This is a genomic window from Deltaproteobacteria bacterium (assembly GCA_016178705.1).
GTDB lineage: Bacteria > Desulfobacterota > Binatia > HRBIN30 > JACQVA1 > JACOST01.
Window position 1 is genome coordinate 259,973 of the sequence record JACOST010000033.1, and the last position, 18,695, is coordinate 278,667.

General features: G+C 62.1%; 17 protein-coding genes. 14 read left to right on the forward strand and 3 right to left on the reverse strand.

Annotated features, from left to right (window positions below; genetic code table 11):
* Positions 1–150 precede the first annotated feature (150 nt).
* Positions 151–510, forward strand: a complete 360-nt coding sequence (locus HYR72_27100; protein MBI1818668.1) for a helix-turn-helix transcriptional regulator — start codon at positions 151–153, stop codon at positions 508–510.
* A gap of 26 nt (positions 511–536) precedes the next feature.
* Positions 537–1,037, forward strand: coding sequence for a hypothetical protein (locus HYR72_27105; GenBank protein ID MBI1818669.1), 501 nt, complete (start codon positions 537–539; stop codon positions 1,035–1,037).
* 88 nt (positions 1,038–1,125) lie between these two features.
* Here the strand turns inward: HYR72_27105 and HYR72_27110 are convergent, their stop codons facing one another.
* Entirely contained in the window at positions 1,126–1,344 is a 219-nt protein-coding gene (locus HYR72_27110) for a hypothetical protein (GenBank protein ID MBI1818670.1), read from the reverse strand.
* A 78-nt stretch (positions 1,345–1,422) separates the two neighbouring features.
* Between HYR72_27110 and HYR72_27115 the strand changes: the two genes are divergently transcribed.
* Positions 1,423–1,629 (forward strand): hypothetical protein, encoded by a 207-nt coding sequence (locus tag HYR72_27115; GenBank protein MBI1818671.1) that lies wholly within the window; start codon positions 1,423–1,425, stop codon positions 1,627–1,629.
* 25 nt (positions 1,630–1,654) lie between these two features.
* Here HYR72_27115 and HYR72_27120 read toward each other — a convergent pair whose 3' ends face one another.
* Complete coding sequence (locus HYR72_27120; protein MBI1818672.1) at positions 1,655–1,945, reverse strand: hypothetical protein; 291 nt, start codon at positions 1,943–1,945, stop codon at positions 1,655–1,657.
* A 322-nt stretch (positions 1,946–2,267) separates the two neighbouring features.
* Between HYR72_27120 and HYR72_27125 the strand changes: the two genes are divergently transcribed.
* From HYR72_27125 to HYR72_27140, 4 genes are all read left to right on the forward strand, one after another.
* A complete protein-coding gene (locus tag HYR72_27125; protein MBI1818673.1) occupies positions 2,268–3,083 on the forward strand; it encodes a hypothetical protein in 816 nt (271 codons plus the stop codon).
* Positions 3,084–3,425: 342 nt separating this feature from the next.
* On the forward strand, positions 3,426–3,716 hold the full coding sequence (locus tag HYR72_27130; GenBank protein MBI1818674.1) for a hypothetical protein: 291 nt from the start codon (positions 3,426–3,428) through the stop codon (positions 3,714–3,716).
* Between the two features lie 7 nt (positions 3,717–3,723).
* Positions 3,724–4,257, forward strand: a complete 534-nt coding sequence (locus HYR72_27135; protein ID MBI1818675.1) for a hypothetical protein — start codon at positions 3,724–3,726, stop codon at positions 4,255–4,257.
* Between the two features lie 156 nt (positions 4,258–4,413).
* Positions 4,414–5,973: a recombinase family protein gene (locus HYR72_27140; GenBank protein MBI1818676.1), complete on the forward strand. Its 1,560-nt coding sequence runs from the start codon at positions 4,414–4,416 to the stop codon at positions 5,971–5,973.
* Here the strand turns inward: HYR72_27140 and HYR72_27145 are convergent.
* A complete protein-coding gene (locus HYR72_27145; GenBank protein ID MBI1818677.1) occupies positions 5,885–7,012 on the reverse strand; it encodes a YifB family Mg chelatase-like AAA ATPase in 1,128 nt (375 codons plus the stop codon). The two genes, HYR72_27140 and HYR72_27145, sit on opposite strands and share 89 nt — an antisense overlap.
* A 130-nt stretch (positions 7,013–7,142) precedes the next feature.
* Between HYR72_27145 and dprA the strand changes: the two genes are divergently transcribed.
* From dprA to HYR72_27180, 7 genes are all read left to right on the forward strand, one after another.
* The gene (gene dprA, locus HYR72_27150) at positions 7,143–8,234 is read left to right on the forward strand and encodes a DNA-protecting protein DprA (protein MBI1818678.1); all 1,092 of its coding nucleotides are present in this window, start codon (positions 7,143–7,145) and stop codon (positions 8,232–8,234) included.
* A 6-nt stretch (positions 8,235–8,240) separates the two neighbouring features.
* Positions 8,241–10,559: a type I DNA topoisomerase gene (topA, locus tag HYR72_27155; GenBank protein MBI1818679.1), complete on the forward strand. Its 2,319-nt coding sequence runs from the start codon at positions 8,241–8,243 to the stop codon at positions 10,557–10,559.
* A gap of 48 nt (positions 10,560–10,607) precedes the next feature.
* Positions 10,608–12,023 (forward strand): methylenetetrahydrofolate--tRNA-(uracil(54)-C(5))-methyltransferase (FADH(2)-oxidizing) TrmFO, encoded by a 1,416-nt coding sequence (gene trmFO, locus HYR72_27160; protein ID MBI1818680.1) that lies wholly within the window; start codon positions 10,608–10,610, stop codon positions 12,021–12,023.
* The gene (glnE, locus tag HYR72_27165) at positions 12,020–15,067 is read left to right on the forward strand and encodes a bifunctional [glutamate--ammonia ligase]-adenylyl-L-tyrosine phosphorylase/[glutamate--ammonia-ligase] adenylyltransferase (GenBank protein ID MBI1818681.1); all 3,048 of its coding nucleotides are present in this window, start codon (positions 12,020–12,022) and stop codon (positions 15,065–15,067) included. The genes trmFO and glnE overlap by 4 nt, the downstream gene beginning before the upstream one ends.
* 52 nt (positions 15,068–15,119) lie before the next feature.
* Entirely contained in the window at positions 15,120–16,046 is a 927-nt protein-coding gene (locus HYR72_27170) for a branched-chain amino acid transaminase (protein MBI1818682.1), read from the forward strand.
* Between the two features lie 155 nt (positions 16,047–16,201).
* On the forward strand, positions 16,202–17,308 hold the full coding sequence (locus HYR72_27175) for a hypothetical protein (protein MBI1818683.1): 1,107 nt from the start codon (positions 16,202–16,204) through the stop codon (positions 17,306–17,308).
* Positions 17,309–17,346: 38 nt separating this feature from the next.
* The gene (locus tag HYR72_27180; protein ID MBI1818684.1) at positions 17,347–18,666 is read left to right on the forward strand and encodes a hypothetical protein; all 1,320 of its coding nucleotides are present in this window, start codon (positions 17,347–17,349) and stop codon (positions 18,664–18,666) included.
* The last annotated feature ends 29 nt before the right edge of the window (positions 18,667–18,695 follow it).

The window sequence follows — 18,695 nt, forward strand, 5'->3', positions numbered from 1 at the left end:
GAATGCGGGGGAGAGAGCGGGGCGGCTCGATCTACAAATCTTTCGCTTCCGACCGAAACTAGCCGCTTCCGGCAAGTTTTCCGTTCTTGGGGAGACTCATACATCCCATACTCTGAAAGAGACGGCGATAGTCTCGCCGTTCTCACTTTCATGTCTTCTAAACTCACCAACTATCTGCGGACCTTCCGCAAGCGTTCCGGTCTCTCGCAGGAAGAAGTGGCGTTCCTCCTCGGCTGCCGCTTCGGCGCCAAGGTGTCGCGCTATGAGCGCTTCGAGCGCGAGCCCAATCTCCGTACCGCGCTCTCGTACGAGGTCATCTTTCACACCAAGGTGCATGAACTCTTTGCCGGCATCTACGAACAGGTCGAGCGCGACGCCGGGAAGCGTGCCCGAAGGCTGGCCCGCCGCCTGGCGAAGCAGCACGTGAGCGAACGCAAGCTCGCTGCCCTCAAGGCGATCACCGAGCCACCATCCGACGATCTGCGCTGGGAGCCCATCGTGCATCCATGAAGCACGATCAACGTCGCCTCCATCGTATGCTCTCCCTCGATCCCACCTCTCGCGGGTTCGGCTACGCCGTTCTGGAAGCACCCGACCTGCTTATCGACTGGGGCGTGTGTCAGGTGCGGATCGAAAAGAGGGAAGGCGCCCTGCGCAAGGTCGCCGCTCTCATTCATCGCTTCGCGCCGGATACCGTCGTCGTCGAAGACACCCGTGATCAGCACTGCCGACGCGGCCAACGTGCCCGCGATCTCATCCTAGCGATTGTTGCGCTCGCGCGGACGATGGATGTTGCGGTCGTTCGCGTGTCGAGGACAACCGTCCGCGACCACTACACCGATCTTGGCGCGACAAACAAAGACGCCGTCGCTCGACTTGTGGTTGAGGGCTTTCCAGAGCTTGAGTCATTCCTTCCGCCGCGACGCAGGACATGGATGCCCGAGCACGAACGGATGGCAGTGTTTGACGCGATCAGTATGGTACTCGTATTGGCAGAGAGCGCAGAAGCTTCGAGCACGCCGCGAATGTTCGGTTGATCACTGAGCGGAGTCGCGCAGACGACATCTCCAGATGCGAGACAAGATCCCCTGATCGGCAATCGTCGCCGGAAGCTTCCTGCATCCGTCAGCGGCGTTCTTCCATCTCCACCAAGAGCTGGGCGTCGTAGATCGTCTCCGGGTCGAGCTGTTCCATGATTTTGCGCACGACGGCGAGTGCAAAACGGTGCGCGTCGTCGCCGGTCTCGGGGAGATTGAACTTCGCGAAGTCGATTGCGCCAGTCAGGTTACCGTTCAGCAAGCGCGGCCGGCGAAGTCGACCGTAGCGGCTGCGTGTTTCCGACATGGGCGGAGTATCACGCCCGGCCCAACGGCGCGTCAACCCCGCTGTTCGGCGTAGGGACGCCACGACCCTGCAGGGGCAATGGGAGCACTCCTTTTCGCGCTGCTGCGGCTTGTGTGGCGCCGTGCCGCGCAGTACCTCCTGGGCGTCGGGAGCCGTTCAGGCGCGTCGGACAAGGTCTCCCCGCCGAACAATCGCGGCTGCGCCGCGGCGACGCAACACGGCTTTCTCAACGGGGCGTTTAGCAACGAAAAAGGGAAGCGCTACCGCTTCCCTTTTCGCACTTGAAAGATCTCCCTAGTCGTAGGTCCAGCTAGGGGAACAACTTGTAGATCTCGTCGCCCTTCTTGACGATGACTTCGTACCCTTCCTTGCGCTTTCTGTCGACGAATACCGTCACCTCGGCAGCGCGGCGGAAGGATTGAGCCAGGGTCGTGAAATTGTTGAGGTCCATTATCTCCTCTGCCTTATCGGCTGTTCCCTCATCTACAACGAGCTGGAGCTTTCGCATCGCGACTTTGAGGCGTTTGCGACGCCCGCTAGGTTTGGGGTCCGCATTCTGGTCGTGGGCTCCGCCGTTCTCAGGGGCTGCCTGGCCGGCCATTTGCCATCCTCCTTACGATTCCCATTGCTGATTACCTCCTTTCACAATTCTCAAACTATTCCACCTGGGAGCCTACAGCCATGTCAAGTCAAAGTCAATGGGGAATATACCCAGACCTTGCGGAACTTTCAGATTGGATCGGGTCAGATATTCGCAACTGCTTAGGATCATGTACGAATCTCATCAATTTGCCCGATGGTAAAGGAAGTTAACGCTTGTTCGTTTATCTGTTGACAACCGCACAGCAAGGTGCGAAAACTACGCTCAGAGTGAATGTAGATCACCGGCTAGGAGGCACTGCCAGGAGATAGGAAATCCCACCATGATTCACCTGATCGACGATCCGATTACGAACGAAGTTGCGAACTTGATCCACTACGCTCGCGAGCTTCTGGGAGAGGATCTTGGCCCGGAAGGGATCACACGGTTATACCGAGACCTTGGAATGGACTGGGAAGTCGCGAACGCTCTCGTGGTTGAAAACGTCTCGCCAACACCGTTGCTGACATTTCCGCCGTGCTTGCCGCCTTCGTGGAGGTGCTTTGTTGCTAGGGTGGCGCAGTTGGTGCATGAGACGACCGCGCCACCGTATGGATTCCAATTCGACACGCGCAAAGGCAACTACGTCGCCTATCTGAATCCGCACCTCCAGCACAGCCAATGGCCTCGCGCGCTCCTAAGCGCGTGGTTCACGGTGGTGATAGCCCCTTTATTCTACGAGCAGTACCCCGACGATCCAGGTAATGGGATCGTTCATTTTGATGCAGCTAGGGAATGGTTTGTCGCGGCGGTACTCCGCGAAAGGCTGTTGCGCCGCCTCGTGCTCTCCGATCCGGATCGGATGCGGGTACTTGCTACCGAGGATGCCGCGTTGTCGTTCTTCAAGGTCGAGAATCTGAACTTCGCTGAACAGAATGCGCACAGTAGCCCGGAACTCCTGGCCGGCATCTACGCCTACGTTCACAAATGCGAGCTTGCTGTCGGACGAAGTTGCGTCGGCACTCGCGAGGTTAGCGCAGAACTTTACGACTTCTGTGCGCACCGCCCGGATCAAGACACGTTACTCGTGCTGGTGGCGACTCATCATCAGACGGTGAATCCGTTCCTAACGCTGTTGCCCTGGCAATTTGAGGCGTGACCCGAATATTGCAGGGAGCACATTTGTCACCGCCAGTAGAGCCGAAACACGCGAACTTCAAAACGTACGGCAAGTTGAAAAAAGAAAAGGGGGGGCAAGGAAATGGGGGAACTGAGGTGGTACGGGCCGGCAGAGATAGTCGTACTTACCATCGTATCGCTTTTGTTGATCGGTCCAAGTCCGGCCCTTGGGGACGACGTTGTGCTCGCTCGCTCAAACGGACACTTCTCATCGATCGACAACACGCCTCGCTCGACTGAGATCATCCAACTCTGGGTTCTCCCGACTCTGGAACGATGGGTTGCTGCTCTAGGGCGACTGAAGGCCGAGCATGCCGATGATATGCAACGAATCCGCGACCGTTTGAAAAATGTGGGCAATTGGATGGCGCATCCAGATGGCACCGATGTCTGGCTCCTTGAGCGAGCGGAACTTGGAAGTGCCTCGGTGGATGTTTGTGTAGAACGAGTTGCGGAAGGTACGTACCGTCTCAAGTCCATACGTTCGTTCGACGCGGCCACGTACCACGTCGAGTCCTATGACTTCAACGAAGTTGGAGTGACATTCTCCTGGTTCGATCCTAAACTCGGAACCTCAAAGGCGGCCGGCACGACCATCATCCCGATGCCATAGCGTCAGCATGTCGCGCCCCAGTGTCGAGACCATCACTGCATTCGCCGGTATTCTCACCGCAGTGGCGGCACTCCTCACCGCCGGTGGGTTGGCCTACCAACTCAGACAGCAAGAGCGTCTTACGAAGTTCACGATGGGGGTTACCGCTCTTCAGCAACTCGCCGAAGAGTGGGGGACGCGAATGGTTCCGCAGCGCCAGGCCGCCGCTACTGCACTACTCGCGGGTAAAACGGATTCCAGCACTTCTATGGTTCTGGATTTCTTCGAACGCGTTGGTCTGTTGGTAAACAACGGTGCGCTGGATGAAGAACTCGCGTGGCACCAATTCTACGAGCCTCTTGTCCACTATTGGTTCGCGAACCGCGAATTCATCCGCGTGGCACAGGCTAGGGATCAAACAATCTGGCAGGATTTGGACAAGGTTGCCAAGAGATTGATGGAAATCGAGGCACGGCACCGCTTCGGCCCAAGCGTCCCAGCGTCACCCCCAAGCAAGAGCGATGTCGACGCGTTTCTCAAGGACGAAATACAGTCGAAGTGAATCTAGAATTGCACGCCCCGTCCTTCCTTCGACCATTTACTGCGCGCAAACACGGCGATGCCCACCTTCTGATCGGCCTGCCAGGCGATACGCCGGCTTCCTGTCTCTTGCCTCGTCGCCTCCCTGCGTATCATAGTCGGCAAACGGAGGACGACCATGCCGAGCAAGAAAGCTGTCGCAGCCATTGTCAGCGAAGCGCAACCGAAGTCAGTCGGCATCTGGATTCGCGTCTCAACCGAAGATCAGGCTCACGGCGAGTCTCCCGAGCACCACGAGAAACGTGCTCGGTACTACGCGGAATCGAAGGGCTGGGAAGTCGCCGAGCTATACAACCTGGCCGGCGTGAGCGGGAAGGCGGTTCTCGAACACCCTGAAGCGAAGCGCATGCTCGCTGATCTGCGGCGCGGGCACATCACCGGATTGATTTTCTCTAAGCTCGCCCGCCTTGCCAGGAACACGAGAGAGTTGCTCGACATCGCCGATATCTTCCGTGATCACGAAGCAGACCTTGTGAGTCTTGGCGAAGCAATCGACACATCATCTCCTGCCGGCCGACTCTTCTTCACGATGGTTGCGGCCACGGCGCAGTTCGAACGAGAAGAGATCGCTTCACGGGTCGCTGCATCCGTACCAATCCGCGCCAGACTCGGGAAATCCTTGGGCGGGGCTGCTCCCTTTGGGTACCTGTGGAAGGATCGCAAGCTCGTGCCCGACCCGGAGCAGGTGCCCGTCGTGAAGCTCATCTTCAACTTGTTCTGCGAACACCGGAGAAAGAAGACAGTGGCCCGGCTCCTGAACGACGCCGGACACCGCACCCGCAACGGTTCGAAATTTTCCGATACGACGGTCGATCGCATCCTTCGTGATCCCGTGGCCAAAGGAACGCGCCGCGCCAACTACAGCAAGTCGACTGGCGACAAGAAACACTGGGTGATGAAGCCCGAAAACGAGTGGGTGCTCTCCGAAGTCGAGCCGATCGTCTCGGAAGAAATCTGGAATCAGGCGAAGGCCACCCTCGATGGCCACCGGAATGGCCGGAAGCCGGCCAAGAAGGTGGTCCACCTCTTTGCCGGGGTCACGTTCTGCGGCTGCGGGAACAAGATGTACGTTCCATCCAACACGCCGAAGTACGTCTGCTCCAAATGTCGCAACAAGATCCCCGTCCCCGACCTCGAAGCAGTCTTTGCCGAACAGCTCAAGGAGTTCGTCTTCTCGCCCACGGAGGTGGCCAACTACCTGGCAAGCGCCGACCAATCCATCAAGGAAAAGGAAGAACTGCTCCGTCTCCTGGAGAACGAACAGCAGAAGCTCCAGCGTAAGATGGATGCGATCATGGGGCTCTACCTGGACGACCAGCTTTCCAAGGAGGGCTTCGGTCGGAAGAACAAGCCGCTCGAAGAACGTTTCAAACAGATCGAAGGCCAGATTCCCGAGCTTCAGGGCGAACTCGATTTCCTGAAAATCCAGCACCTCTCTCGCGATGAAATCCTGACTGAGGCGCGCGACCTCTACGGCCGCTGGTCCGATCTCCCGTCAGAGGACAAGCGCCGCATCGTCGAGGCGATCGTCGACAAGATAATGGTCCACAAAGACGAGGTCGAAATCGACCTCTGCTACCTCGCCTCAGTCACGCCGCGAGAGGGAGCATCGGAGCTTCGCTCCCGCGGCCCCTCCCAGGACATGGCAAAATGGCAACACCTCCGCACGGATTCATAGCGGCCACCAGCATGACGTTGGCGGGATAGGTGATCGAACCGACTGCGCGCGAGATTGTGATCCGCGTCTCTTCGAGCGGTTGGCGCAACACCTCGATGACGTTCTTGCGGAACTCGGGCAACTCGTCGAGGAACAAGACGCCGTGATGCGCGAGACTCACTTCTCCTGGCTTGGGGATGGTGCCGCCGCCGATCAGCCCGGCGTCGCTGATGGTGTGGTGCGGCGAGCGAAACGGACGCGTCGCCACCAGCGCGCGGCCGCCCATCAGTCCCATCACGCTGTGCACGCGGGTGGTTTCGATGGCCTCGTCGAGGGTCAGCGCCGGCAAGATCGTCGGCAGCCGTTTCGCCAGCATGGTTTTTCCCGAACCCGGCGGCCCGACCATGATCACGTTGTGCCCGCCGGCCGCCGCGACTTCGATGGCGCGCTTGACGTGTTCTTGGCCCTTCACGTCGCTAAAGTCGATTTCGTAGCGCGCGTGGGCCGCGAACACGTCGCGCAGGTTCAGTTTGGTTGGTGCGATGGGCCGTTCGTTGCGCAGGAACTCGAACGCCTCGGTGAGTGTCGCAACCGCGATCACGTCGATGCCGTCCACCACCGCAGCCTCGAGCGCGTTGTCGGGCGGCAGCAGCACGCCGCGCAGATGCTTGTCGCGCACGGTGGCGGCCGTGGGCAACGCCCCGCGCACCGGCTTCACTCGCCCGTCGAGCGACAACTCGCCCAAGATGACGTAGTGGCGCAGCAACTCGGCGGGTAATTTTCCCGTTGCCGCCAGCAGGCCGAGGGCGATCGGCAGGTCGTACGCCGAACCTTCCTTCTTGACGTCGGCGGGTGCGAGGTTGATGGTGACCTTGCGTTGCGGGAACTCGTAGCCGGAATTTTTCAGTGCGGAGCGGACGCGATCTTTGCTTTCCTTGACCGCCCCTTCGGGCAAACCGACGACGGCCATCTGCGGCAACCCGGCCGCAATGTCGACCTCGACTTCCACGAGCAACGCATCAATCCCTTGCAGCGCGCTCGAAAGCACGGTAGCGAGCACGGCGTGATCCTCTAGTACGTCGCGAGTCTATGCGGCCTGCTGACAACAAATCAAGGTGGCGGTCTTACGCCGCGCGGCGCCGTCGGGGAGTGACGAGAACGGCGAGAGGGCGGCCGTGACCCAGAGTGGCGTGCGCGATTGGTTGGCGCTCAAGCTGGTGCGCGGGGTGGGCTGCGTTGGTTATCAAGGCTTGCTGCGTGCGTTCGGCCACCCGCGCGCGGCCCTCGACGCCAGTACTCACGCGCTCGAATGTGCCGGTGTGCGGCGCGACGTGGCCACTGCCGTTCGCCGATTCAATGATTGGGCGATGGTCGATGACCAGCTGGCGCGGGCGCAGCGGGCGGATGCGCGAGTGGTCACTTGCGCCGACACGGACTATCCCGACAGCTTGCGCCAAATCCACGACCCGCCGCCGTTCCTGTTCGTGCGCGGCGCGCTGCGGTCGGAGGATCGGCTTGCCGTGGCCATCGTCGGCTCGCGCTTCGCGTCGAGTTATGGCCTGCAACTCACCCGCGAAATCAGCGAAGGGCTGGCCAAAGTGGGGATCACCGTGGTGAGCGGATTGGCGCGTGGTATCGATGCCGAGGCGCATTGGGCAGCGCTGCGCGCCGGCAGGCGGACCATCGCCGTTTTGGGGTCTGGCATTGACGTGGTGTATCCAAGTGAGCATCATGACTTGTTCATGACGATCGCCGAACAGGGCGCAGTGGTGTCCGAGTTTCTCATGGGCACCAAACCCGACGCCGAGAATTTTCCCACGCGCAACCGCATTATCTCAGGCCTCGCGCTGGGGACCGTGATCGTCGAGGCGACGGAAAAGAGCGGCTCGCTTATCACCGCGCAGGCGGCCGTCGATCAAGGCCGCGAGGTGTTTGCCGTCCCTGGTCCGGTGGGTGCGCGCAGCCGTGGTACGCATCGCTTGATTCGCGACGGCGCCAAGTTGACCGAACGGGTCGAGGATATTCTCGAGGAAATCGCTCCCCGGCTGCTCGCCGCCCCGTCGCAGCGCGTGCCGGTTGTGACGCTGGAAGGCGTCGAAGCGCAAGTGTTCGCGGGCGTTGGCGACGAGACTCGCCACATCGATGACGTGATCGGTCGCACCGGCTTGTCAGCGCACCAAGTCCTCGATGCCCTGCTGACGCTCGAACTCAAGGGGGTGGTGCAACAACTGCCCGGCAAGAATTACACAGCTCGCGGTGGTACCCCGCGCACCGCTCGATAGGACTCCATGGCAAAAAATCTCGTCATCGTTGAATCGCCGGCCAAGGCGAAGACGCTCGGCAAATATCTCGGCCGCGACTATCAGGTGAAAGCTTCGGTCGGACACATCGTCGACTTGCCGAAGAGCAAGCTCGGGGTCGCGATCGACAACGGTTTCACGCCTGACTACCAAATCATCCACGGCAAACGGAAGATCGTCACCGAACTCAAACAGGCGGCCAAGGGCAAGGAGAAAATCTTCCTGGCCCCCGACCCGGATCGTGAGGGCGAAGCGATCGCGTGGCACATCGCCGAGCGCATACGCGACAAAACCAACGCCGGCAAGATTCACCGCGTGATGTTCAATGAGATCACCAAGCGCGCGGTGCAAGAGGCGATCAAGCATCCGCTGGCGCTCGATCAGAACCTCTACGAAGCGCAGCAGACGCGGCGCATCCTCGATCGTTTGGTGGGCTATCAGATCAGTCCATTGCTATGGAAAAAAGTGCGGCGTGGTCTGTCGGCCGGCCGCGTGCAGAGCGTCGCGGTGCGCATTATCTGCGAGCGCGAGCGCGAGATCCAGGCGTTCACGGCCGTCGAGTACTGGTCGATCGCCGCCCAACTCGAAGGCGACACGCCGCCGCCGTTCAGCGCGCGTCTCGCTCGCGTCGGTACGCAGCGGCTCGATCCCGAGAAGTTCCGCGTCGAGAACGAACAGCAGGCCACCGATATCGTCACCCGCCTACGCGCCGCCACGTGGACGGTCACCAAGGTCGAACGCAAAGAGCGTCGCCGCTTTCCGACGCCCCCGTTCATCACCTCGCGCCTCCAGCAAGAAGCGTCGCGCAAGCTCGGCTATGCACCCAGCCGCACCATGCGCATCGCCCAGCGTCTCTACGAAGGCATCGAACTCGGTGCCGACGGCTCGGTCGGCCTGATCACGTACATGCGCACCGACTCCACTCGCATCGGGCCCGAGGCGCTGCAGGCCGTGCGCGGTCTGATCGAGGAACGATTTGGCAAAGAATACTTGCCGGCACAGCCCAACACGTATGCCAGTAAGAAGGGTGCGCAAGACGCGCACGAGGCCGTGCGGCCGACCTCCACCGAGTATCCACCCGATCAGGTCGGCACGTTTCTCTCGAAAGAAGAGCTGGCGCTCTACACGCTGATCTGGAACCGCTTCGTCGCCAGCCAAATGGTGCCCGCGGTGTTCGATCAAACGGCCATCGACATCAGCGCCGCCGACACCACGTTCCGCGCCAGCGGGCAAGTGATGAAGTTCGACGGCTTCATCCGGGTGTACACCGAAGGCACTGACGACGAGCCGAAAAAAGAGGGCGACGACGATGACGAGTCAGAGCGCACGCTGCCGCCCCTAACCGAAGGCCAGCAGTTGGCGCTGCACGAACTGTTGCCCGAGCAACACTTCACTCAGCCGCCGCCGCGCTTCACCCAAGCGACGCTGATCAAGGAATTGGAAGAAAAGGGCATCGGTCGCCCGTCGACCTATGCGTCGATCATGGCCACCATCCTCAGCAAGGAGTACGTCGCCGAGGACAAGTCGCGCCGTCTGCGACCGAGCGACCTCGGGTTCCTGGTGACGGAGCTGCTGGTCGACGCGTTTCCCGACATCCTCAACGTCGAGTTCACGGCCGGCATGGAGAACGTGCTCGATCAAATCGAAGAGGGCAAGGAAAAGTGGCAAGACGCGCTGCGCCGCTTCTACGATCCGTTCCAGCGCGATCTCGAGCATGCCGACGAGCGGATGCGCGACGTCAAGCACGCTGGCCAGCCGACAGAGTTCAAGTGCGGCACCTGCGACGCCGGCATGGTGATCAAGTGGGGGCGCGGCGGTGAGTTCCTCGCCTGCTCGCGCTATCCGGAGTGCAAGTTCACGCGCAACTTCACGCGCGACGCCGAGGGCACGCTGAAGATCGCCGAGGCAGAAGTCACCGACGAAGTGTGCGACCTGTGCGGCCGCCCGATGAAGATTCGCTTCGGTCGCTTCGGGAAATTCCTCGGTTGCACCGGCTACCCTGAGTGCAAAGGGGTGCGCTCGTTAGTGCGTCCCGTCCCCACCGGAGTGAAGTGCCCGGACTGTCGCGAAGGCGACGTCATGGAGAAGCGCTCGCGCAATGGCAAGACCTTCTTCAGCTGCAACCGCTACCCGAAGTGCCGCTTCGCGACCTGGGATCGCCCGATTCCCGAACCGTGTCCCGTGTGCAACGCGCCGTTCATCGTCGAGAAGACCACCAAGCGCGCTGGCACCGTGCGCCGTTGTTTGGTGGAAGGTTGCAAGTATCACGAGACCGTCGCCGAGCCGGAAGAAGCGGAAGCGGTGTGATCGAATTGGGAATGCGGAATTCGGAATGCGGAATGGGTGAGGAAGTCGATGTCAGCTGATCAAACCACCCGGCATTCCGCACTCCGCATTCCGCACTCCGCATTCGCAGCTCCGGTCACGATTATTGGCGGCGGCCTCGCTGGCGTCGAAGCGGCGTGGCAGCTCGCTTGTCGCGACGTGTCGGTGCGGCTGTTCGAAATGCGACCGGTGCGGGGCACGGAAGCGCACCAGACCGATCGTCTCGCCGAGTTGGTGTGTTCGAATTCATTTCGCAGCGCGTCGCTCGATTCGGGCGTCGGTCTACTCAAGGAAGAAATGCGCCGGCTCGGGTCGTTGGTGATGCGCGTGGCGGATCAGACCAAACTGCCGGCGGGCGCGGCACTGGCGGTCGATCGCAACGCATTTGCCGAGCAGCTCACGGCGGTGGTGGAAACGACACCCGGCATCGAAATCGTACGGGAGGAAGTCACGGCGCTGCCACCGACCTCGGAGCGCGAGTTGGTGATCGTGGCCACCGGGCCGCTGACGTCGCCCGAGCTGTCCGCGCACATCCATCAACTGCTCGGCGAGCAGCACCTGTATTTCTACGATGCGATCGCCCCGATCGTCACGGCGGATTCGATCGATCGCGCGACCGTCTTCTCGGCGTCGCGCTATGGCAAGGGCGGCGACGACTATGTGAACTGTCCGCTCTCGCGTGAGCAATACTATGCGTTTGTGAGCGCGGTGATCGACGCGGAGAAGGTGCCGACCAAGGACTTCGAGCGCTGCGTCTATTTCGAAGGCTGCATGCCGATCGAAGAAATGGCCCGCCGCGGACCCGACACCCTGGCGTTTGGGCCGATGCGGCCGGTGGGACTGATCGATCCGCGCACGGGGCGACGGCCGTTTGCCGTCGTGCAGTTGCGCCAAGACGATCACGCCGGGCGTTTGTACAACCTGGTGGGCTTCCAGACGAAGATGACGTATGCGGCGCAGCGCCGCGTCCTGCGCATGATTCCAGGATTGGAGCAGGCGGAGTTTGTCCGCCTCGGCAGTCTGCACCGCAACACGTTCATCAACTCGCCGGCGCTGCTGAAGCCGACATTGCAGCTACGGCGCCATCCGCAGGTGTGGTTCGCCGGCCAGCTCATCGGTGTCGAGGGCTACGTCGAATCCGCCGCGGCGGGATTGCTGGCCGGTGTCAATGCCGCCCGGGTGCTCGCGGGCGAAGAGGCGATTGTGCCCCCGGCGACCAGCGCGCTTGGCGCGTTGCTGGCGTACGTGACCGATTGCACCCGGCGCAGTTTTCAACCGATGAACGCGAACTACGGGCTGTTGCCGCCGTTGGCGTCGGGCGAACGCGGGCGCGACAAGCGCCACCTGCTCGCCGACCGGGCGCTGGCCGACATGGATCGCTGGATGGCGCAGCATGATCTCGCGCGCGACGAACTCGCACGGGTTGTCGCAGCTGATTTGGCGTGAGCGACTCTTCCAGCGAAACTCCGACCGCGGTCCTTGCGCACTTTGGCATCGAGCCGCCGCGCGTGGCGCGCGCACAGGCGCAGTGCCCGTCGCCCGCGCTGGCCGCAGCGCTGCCGCAATTGATCGCCGCCGCTCCGGATCCACGACTCGCATTGGCCAACTGGGAACGGGCGTCCGAATCGCGCGCCGCGGTGGCGCGCATTGCTGCGGCACCGCGGGCGTGGCTGGCGCTGTTCACGTTGTTGGGTGGCAGCGCGGTGTTGAGCCGCACGCTGCTACGCGACGAAGCACAATGGGCCGATACATTCCTCGTGACATTGGATGCTGTCTCGAAATCAGCCGACGAACATCGGCACGCGTTGGACGCGGCGGCTCTGGCGCCGTGGGAAGCGTTCGGCGCCACCCTACGGCAGTACCGCAGCCGGGAATATCTGCGCATCGGCTTGCACGATCTCGTCGGCCGCGTTCGGCTTGACGTGACGCTCGCCGATCTCTCAGCGCTTGCAGAAGGCGTGTGTGACGCCGCCTACCACTGGGCGCGCCGCACGGTGACGGCGGACTTCGGCGATGTGTCGGCGCCGTCTGGTCAGCCGAGCGGCTTTGTCGTCTTGGCGATGGGCAAGTTCGGTGGCGGCGAATTGAATTACAGCTCCGACATCGATCTCGCCTTTCTCTACGAGTCCGCGCGTGGCGAAAGCGCCGGTGGCCCGCGCGGGCGGTTGACGGCGCCGGCACTCTTCGTCCGCGTGGCCGAGTTGTTGACCCGCGCGTTGCAGGAGCGCACCGACGCCGGCGCGGTATTCCGTGTCGACTTGCGCTTGCGTCCCGAAGGGATCAACGGTCCGCTCGCCAACTCGATTGACAACTCGTTGCTCTACTACGAGTCGTGGGGGCAGACGTGGGAGCGCACGGCGCTGCTGCAAGCCCGTCCGGTCGCCGGGGATCGCGCGCTGGGCGAGCGCTTTCTGCGCGACGTGCGCCCGTTCGTGTATCGCCGCTATCTCGACTTCGCCACCGTGGCCGACATGAAAGCCATGAAGGCGCGCATCGAGAGCGAACTCGGCAGCAAGACGCAGAGCAACGTGAAGCTCGGGCGTGGCGGGATTCGCGAGATCGAGTTCATTGTCCAAGTGCACCAGCTGATTCACGGCGGGCGCGACGAGCGCGTGCGCGGCGGTGGGACGCTGCCGACGCTGCAACGGCTGGTGCGCTACGCCGCCTTACCCGTCGAACAGTGCGAGACGCTGGCCGCCGCGTACCGCTTTCTGCGCAATGTCGAGCACAAGATCCAAATCGTCGACGAGCGGCAAACGCATACCCTCCCCGTCGATGCGCTCGAGCAGGAGACGCTGGCACGCCGCCTCGGCTACACCGACAGCGCCGCCTTGTGGACCACACTCGACGCGCAGCGCGCGCGCGTGCGAGCTGCGTTTGAGCAACTGTTCTACGCGCCCGAGGCGGAAGTGCATCGCCAGCGCTCGCCCGAAATGATTGCGCTGCTCGACCCGCAGGTTGACGAAACGGAGGCACTGGCGGCGCTCGCCGGTTTGGGCTTCGCCGATCCCGGCGCCAGTTACCGCGACCTAGTGCTGCTGCGCGACGGTGCGCCGGGCGCGCCTGCACGTGCGGCGCGCAAGCAGGCGCTCGCAGAGCTGGCGCCGGCGTTGTTGCAGGCCGTCGTGCAGTCGGCCGACCGCGATCAAGCGCTACGCCACCTTGCGACGTTGATCACGACCATCGGCGCGCGGACCAGCTTCTTGGCGTTGCTGCGCGAGAATCCGGCGACGTTGCAGATGTTGGTGCGACTGTTCGCCGGCAGTGAGTTTCTCGCGCACGCGTTCATCCGGCGTCCGGAGATGCTCGATTCCCTGGTGCGCGCCGATTTGGTGCGAGTGCGCGTCCCCCGCGCTGCGCTCGAAGCGGAGTTGCGCAGCCAACTCGCGCGAGGCGACGACTTCGAGGCGGCGCTCGATCACCTGCGCCGCTTTCGCAACGAGCACTTCTTGCGCATTGGGATCAACGATCTCGATCACGTGCTGACGAGCGAGGAAGTCAATGCGGAGCTGACCTTACTGGCCGAAGCGTGCCTGGCCGCCGCGCTCGACATCGCCGTCGCCGATGTGGGCGCCAAATTGCACGGCATGCTGCACCGCCCGCACCCGCTAGGCGCGTTTGCCATCGTCGCGATGGGTAAGCTCGGCAGTGGCGAGCTCAACTACAACTCCGACCTCGATTTGATCTTCATCTACGAGGCCCCCGGCGATGCGGCGACCGCGCACGAGTTCTTCTCCAAACTGGCGCAGCGGCTGATCACCGTGTTGCAAGTGCCGACGACCGAGGGGCTGGTGTACCGCATCGACGCGCGGCTGCGCCCGTCGGGACGAGCGGGTCCGCTGGTGTCGTCGCTCGACGGATTTCGCGACTATCACGAACGCAGCGCGCAATTGTGGGAGCGGCAAGCGTTGATCAAGGCTCGGCCGGTCGTCGGCGATGCCACGCTGGCGGGGTCGGTGGCGGCGATCATCGAGCAGTTCGTCTACCGCGAGCCGCTGACCGCCGCGGGTGTCAGTGCGATGGAACATCTGCGCGGCCGTATGGAGCGGGAGTTGGCACGCGAGAGCCGCGACCAGGTGAACATCAAGACCGGACGCGGTGGGCTCATCGACATCGAGTTCGTGACCCAGATGCTGCAGCTCCGCCACGGCACGGCGAATCCTGCCCTGCGCGTGCGCGCCACGGTGCCCGCGTTGCAGGCGTTGCACGCCGCCGGGGTCTTGTCGGCGCGCGACACCGAGCGGTTGGTGAGTGGGTACCAATTTCTGCGCCGGCTGGAGAATCGTTTACGCCTGGCGCACGATCAGCCGGTCGCGGTGCTCCATCGCGGGGGGCGTCAGCTCGCGCCGTTGGCGCGGCAGCTCGATGTCGCCGACGCGGCCGCCGACGCCAGCGTTGCCGCCGAGGCGCTGTGGCACGAGTACGTCGCGCGCCGCGAGGCAATACGCGCCTGTTACGAGACGCTCTTTCGTCAGGCCACGGCGCGTTGACTTGCGCGATTGCCTTCAGTAGGCCCAGCCGGCGTGGCGGGTGAGTAGAAATATGGAGAAGTGCGATCAAATTTGGCTCGACGGACAGTTGGTGCCGTGGGACGCCGCGAACGTCCACGTGCTGACGCACACGTTGCACTACGGTCTCGGCGTGTTTGAAGGCATTCGCTGCTACCAAACTGGTGCTCAACGTTCCGCGATCTTCCGATTGTCGGAGCATATCGATCGATTGTTCGACGGCGCACACATTCTCGGGCTGCAGATACCGTTCAGCCGCGAGCAAATTGCTCAGGCATGCGTTACGGCAGTCAAAGTGAACGGATTGCGGGCATGCTACATCCGGCCGATCGTCTTTCTCGGCGAAGGTGAGATGGGGCTTGCGGCGGTGCACAATCCCGTGCGCGTGGCGGTGATCGCATGGAAGTGGGGCGCATATCTCGGTGAAGAAGGCGTCCGCCAGGGCATTCGGCTGAAGACATCATCGTTCCAACGCTTCCACGTGAACACGTTGATGAGCAACGCGAAGGCGGTCGGCCACTACGTCAATTCGATCTTGGCCGCCGTCGAGGCCCGCCGGCTCGGTTACGACGAAGCGTTGATGCTCGACACCGACGGCTACGTCGCCGAGTGCAGCGGTGAGAACATCTTCCTGGTGCGGCGCGGCGTGGTGAAGACGACGGCCTTGGGCGCGGTGTTGCCCGGCATCACGCGCGACACCGTGATGACGTTGCTGGCCGCGGAGGGGATCGTGGTGCGCGAGGAACGTTTCACCCGCGACGAGTTGTACATCGCCGGCGAGGTGTTCATGACCGGCACCGCCGCTGAAGTGACCCCAGTGCGCGAGGTCGATGATCGGCAGGTCGGTTCCGGCCGACCGGGTGAGATCACTCAACGGTTGCAACGTGCGTTTGCGCAAGTCACCACTGGGGCAGAGGCACGCTACACGCAATGGCTGACCCCAATCGACTGGGCTGCGTAAAGCCGCGTGGCTAGATGGCTTTCCCCATATTTTGCTTGACACCGTTGGGTTCGGGAACTATAAGCCCGAGTCCTGTGAGGGGCTGTGTGCGAGGGCGGGGTCAGGTCTACGTGGTAAACGAGTCCCAATCTGATCGTGGCGGAAGGAGAGCGTGGATGGCGCGCAAGTGGGGACTGCGAAGTGCGTGGTTCAGAGCACTGATGGCGGTCGCCATCGTGGCCGGACCGGCGTTCGCCGAGGTTACCACGGAGCGACCGGGCTCGATCATCATCTGGCCGAAGATCATTGCGAGCGGAACGCGGGACACGATCATTCAGATTTCCAACGTCTCCAACTCGATGGTTCACGCCCATTGTTTCTACGTCAATGCGGCGCTGGAGCCGGCGCCACCGCCGCAACAGGGTTTGGTGCCGAAGTGGCAAGAAGTTGATTTCGACATTTGGCTGACCAAGCAGCAGCCGACCCACTGGGTCGCGTCGCTGGGGCGACGAATCTTTCCGCTTGATCCGGAGTGTACGACGACCGTGGATGAGTGCAACGACGCTGGCTTGGACCCCGGGCGGGTGCCGCCGGTGCCGCCCGATTTCGTTGGCGAGTTAAAGTGCATCGAGGTCGATTCCTCGGGTGCGCCGATCAGTGGCAACCATCTCAAGGGCGAGGCGACGCTGGTCGTCCTCCAGGCTGGCGGGACAAACGACTTTGGCGATGTGAGCAAGTATAGCGCGCTGGCGGTCGTCGGACTCGACACTAATGACGCTAACAACGTCCTCTGCCTCGGCGGCGGGGTCACGTCTCAGTGCGTGCGCGGCGCTGAATACAACGCGTGCCCCCAGACAACCTTGCTCACCAATTTTGCGACGCACGCGGACAACCCACAGCTCGGGGACAAATCCGAAGTGCTGACCGAGGTGACCATCGTGCCGTGCACGGAAAATTTCGAGGCCCAAAAGCCCTCCAGCGTGGTCGTGCAATTCCAAGTCACCAACGAATTCGAGGAGACGTTTTCGGCCAGCACGACGGTGACGTGCTGGGGGAACTTCGAACTGAGTGAAGTGAACTCCGTCGTGTTCGATGTCGACACGGTCGGGTCCCGGTTCCTGCAGACGCGCATGATCCCGATAAAGGATTCTTCTGGCGGTATTTTGGCGGTGGCGGAAGAATTTCACCGTCTTGCGCCGATCACCGGCCGCGCCGCGTTCAATCTGTACACCATCGGTGAGCGCGCCACGGCGGACGTCATCACGATCCCGGAGGGTCCGTGATGAGAGCGGCCGGGCGAATGACGACGAGGAGCCGACGCATGCGAGTAGGGCGATGCTGGCCCGCATTGGTTGCAAGCGTACTGCTGCTCGTCGGCAGCCGAGTGCCTGCGGAAGTTTCGTCCGACCAGCCAGCCGCGATTGTCGTGTTTCCGAAGCTGGTCGTCGATTCCATAAATCACATCGATACCCTGATCCGCCTGACCAACACGTCCACCAGTCCGCTGATGTTGCACTGCTTCTTCGTCGATGCGACGCCGCGGTGCGTGAACGGTCCGGGCAATTGCGCGGCGCGGGTGGGTCAGGACGGACGTTGCGAGGGTGACTGCGTTGAGGATCATTGGAGCGAGACCGACTTTCGCATCATCTTGACAGGCCGGCAGCCGATCGGCTGGCGTATTTCGCAAGGTATGCGTGATTGCCGAGTCACGGCGGATCCGGATCAGCCCTGTTTCCAGCTCGATGGTGTTACGCGACGTGGGCCGAATGGGCAGAGCAACCAAGGCAGCAATATCCTGCCGGTGCCGCACGATGAGTTCGTCGGCTATCTCCAATGCATCGCGGTTGATGAATTCGGCCCGGTCGAGCGCAATGACATCGCCGGTGAAGCACTCATTGTGAAGGACCAGACCCAGGGACTTGGAGGAGGTCCGGAGGGCCCGGATGTCGATGGCTACAATGCGGTCGGCTTGAAATCGATTGTGGGAACGCAAACGACTCGCGACCTCACCTTGTGCCTCGGCGGCTGCACCCCTGGCCAATGCCGCGGCCAACACAACCGCAGTTGTTTTTCGGACGGCGATTGTGCGGATGGTGATTCCTGCAGCGTGCAGTGTCAGCCCAACGACAATTGCCCCAACGGCGCCGAGTACGATGGCTGCGCCAACATTTTGCTCCTAGATCATTTCTTTGATGGCGCGCGAGATCCGATAGATCAGGGCGATATCGTCACCGATCTGACCCTCGTTCCGTGCAGCCAAGACTACCTGCGCCAAGCCCCGAAGCCGGTCACCGTACAGTTCCTCGTCATCAACGAATTGGAGCAGCGCTTTTCGACCAGCAAGTCGGTGACCTGTTTCAAGGACATCCAACTCTCGAACATCGACACCGAGTTCAACGCCAATTCGATCTTCAGCGCCGCCGTCAACGGTACGCTGACGGGTCAGACGCGGATACGCGGTGTCGCCACCGATGATCCGAATCACGGTGACGCGCTGATGGGCATCGCACGCGAGTTTCGTTGTTTCGGCACGGGGGCCACGGATTGCGGCACTCACATCCTCGGTACGGCGGCGATGAACCTGCATTCCCAGGGTCGCCGTCCGCAGGCCGATTTGATTTTCTTGCCGCCGGAGAATTGATTTCCTTTGGCGGATGGTTGGAATGGTTG

Bases quoted from the DNA above. Each gene is read 5' to 3' on its own strand.
- HYR72_27100 (MBI1818668.1), top strand. From the start codon at position 151: ATGTCTTCTAAACTCACCAACTATCTGCGGACCTTCCGCAAGCGTTCC.
- HYR72_27105 (MBI1818669.1), top strand. From the start codon at position 537: ATGCTCTCCCTCGATCCCACCTCTCGCGGGTTCGGCTACGCCGTTCTG.
- HYR72_27110 (MBI1818670.1), bottom strand. From the start codon at position 1,344: ATGTCGGAAACACGCAGCCGCTACGGTCGACTTCGCCGGCCGCGCTTG.
- HYR72_27115 (MBI1818671.1), top strand. From the start codon at position 1,423: ATGGGAGCACTCCTTTTCGCGCTGCTGCGGCTTGTGTGGCGCCGTGCC.
- HYR72_27120 (MBI1818672.1), bottom strand. From the start codon at position 1,945: ATGGCCGGCCAGGCAGCCCCTGAGAACGGCGGAGCCCACGACCAGAAT.
- HYR72_27125 (MBI1818673.1), top strand. From the start codon at position 2,268: ATGATTCACCTGATCGACGATCCGATTACGAACGAAGTTGCGAACTTG.
- HYR72_27130 (MBI1818674.1), top strand. From the start codon at position 3,426: ATGCAACGAATCCGCGACCGTTTGAAAAATGTGGGCAATTGGATGGCG.
- HYR72_27135 (MBI1818675.1), top strand. From the start codon at position 3,724: ATGTCGCGCCCCAGTGTCGAGACCATCACTGCATTCGCCGGTATTCTC.
- HYR72_27140 (MBI1818676.1), top strand. From the start codon at position 4,414: ATGCCGAGCAAGAAAGCTGTCGCAGCCATTGTCAGCGAAGCGCAACCG.
- topA (MBI1818679.1), top strand. From the start codon at position 8,241: ATGGCAAAAAATCTCGTCATCGTTGAATCGCCGGCCAAGGCGAAGACG.
- trmFO (MBI1818680.1), top strand. From the start codon at position 10,608: ATGTCAGCTGATCAAACCACCCGGCATTCCGCACTCCGCATTCCGCAC.
- HYR72_27170 (MBI1818682.1), top strand. From the start codon at position 15,120: ATGGAGAAGTGCGATCAAATTTGGCTCGACGGACAGTTGGTGCCGTGG.
- HYR72_27175 (MBI1818683.1), top strand. From the start codon at position 16,202: ATGGCGCGCAAGTGGGGACTGCGAAGTGCGTGGTTCAGAGCACTGATG.
- HYR72_27180 (MBI1818684.1), top strand. From the start codon at position 17,347: ATGCGAGTAGGGCGATGCTGGCCCGCATTGGTTGCAAGCGTACTGCTG.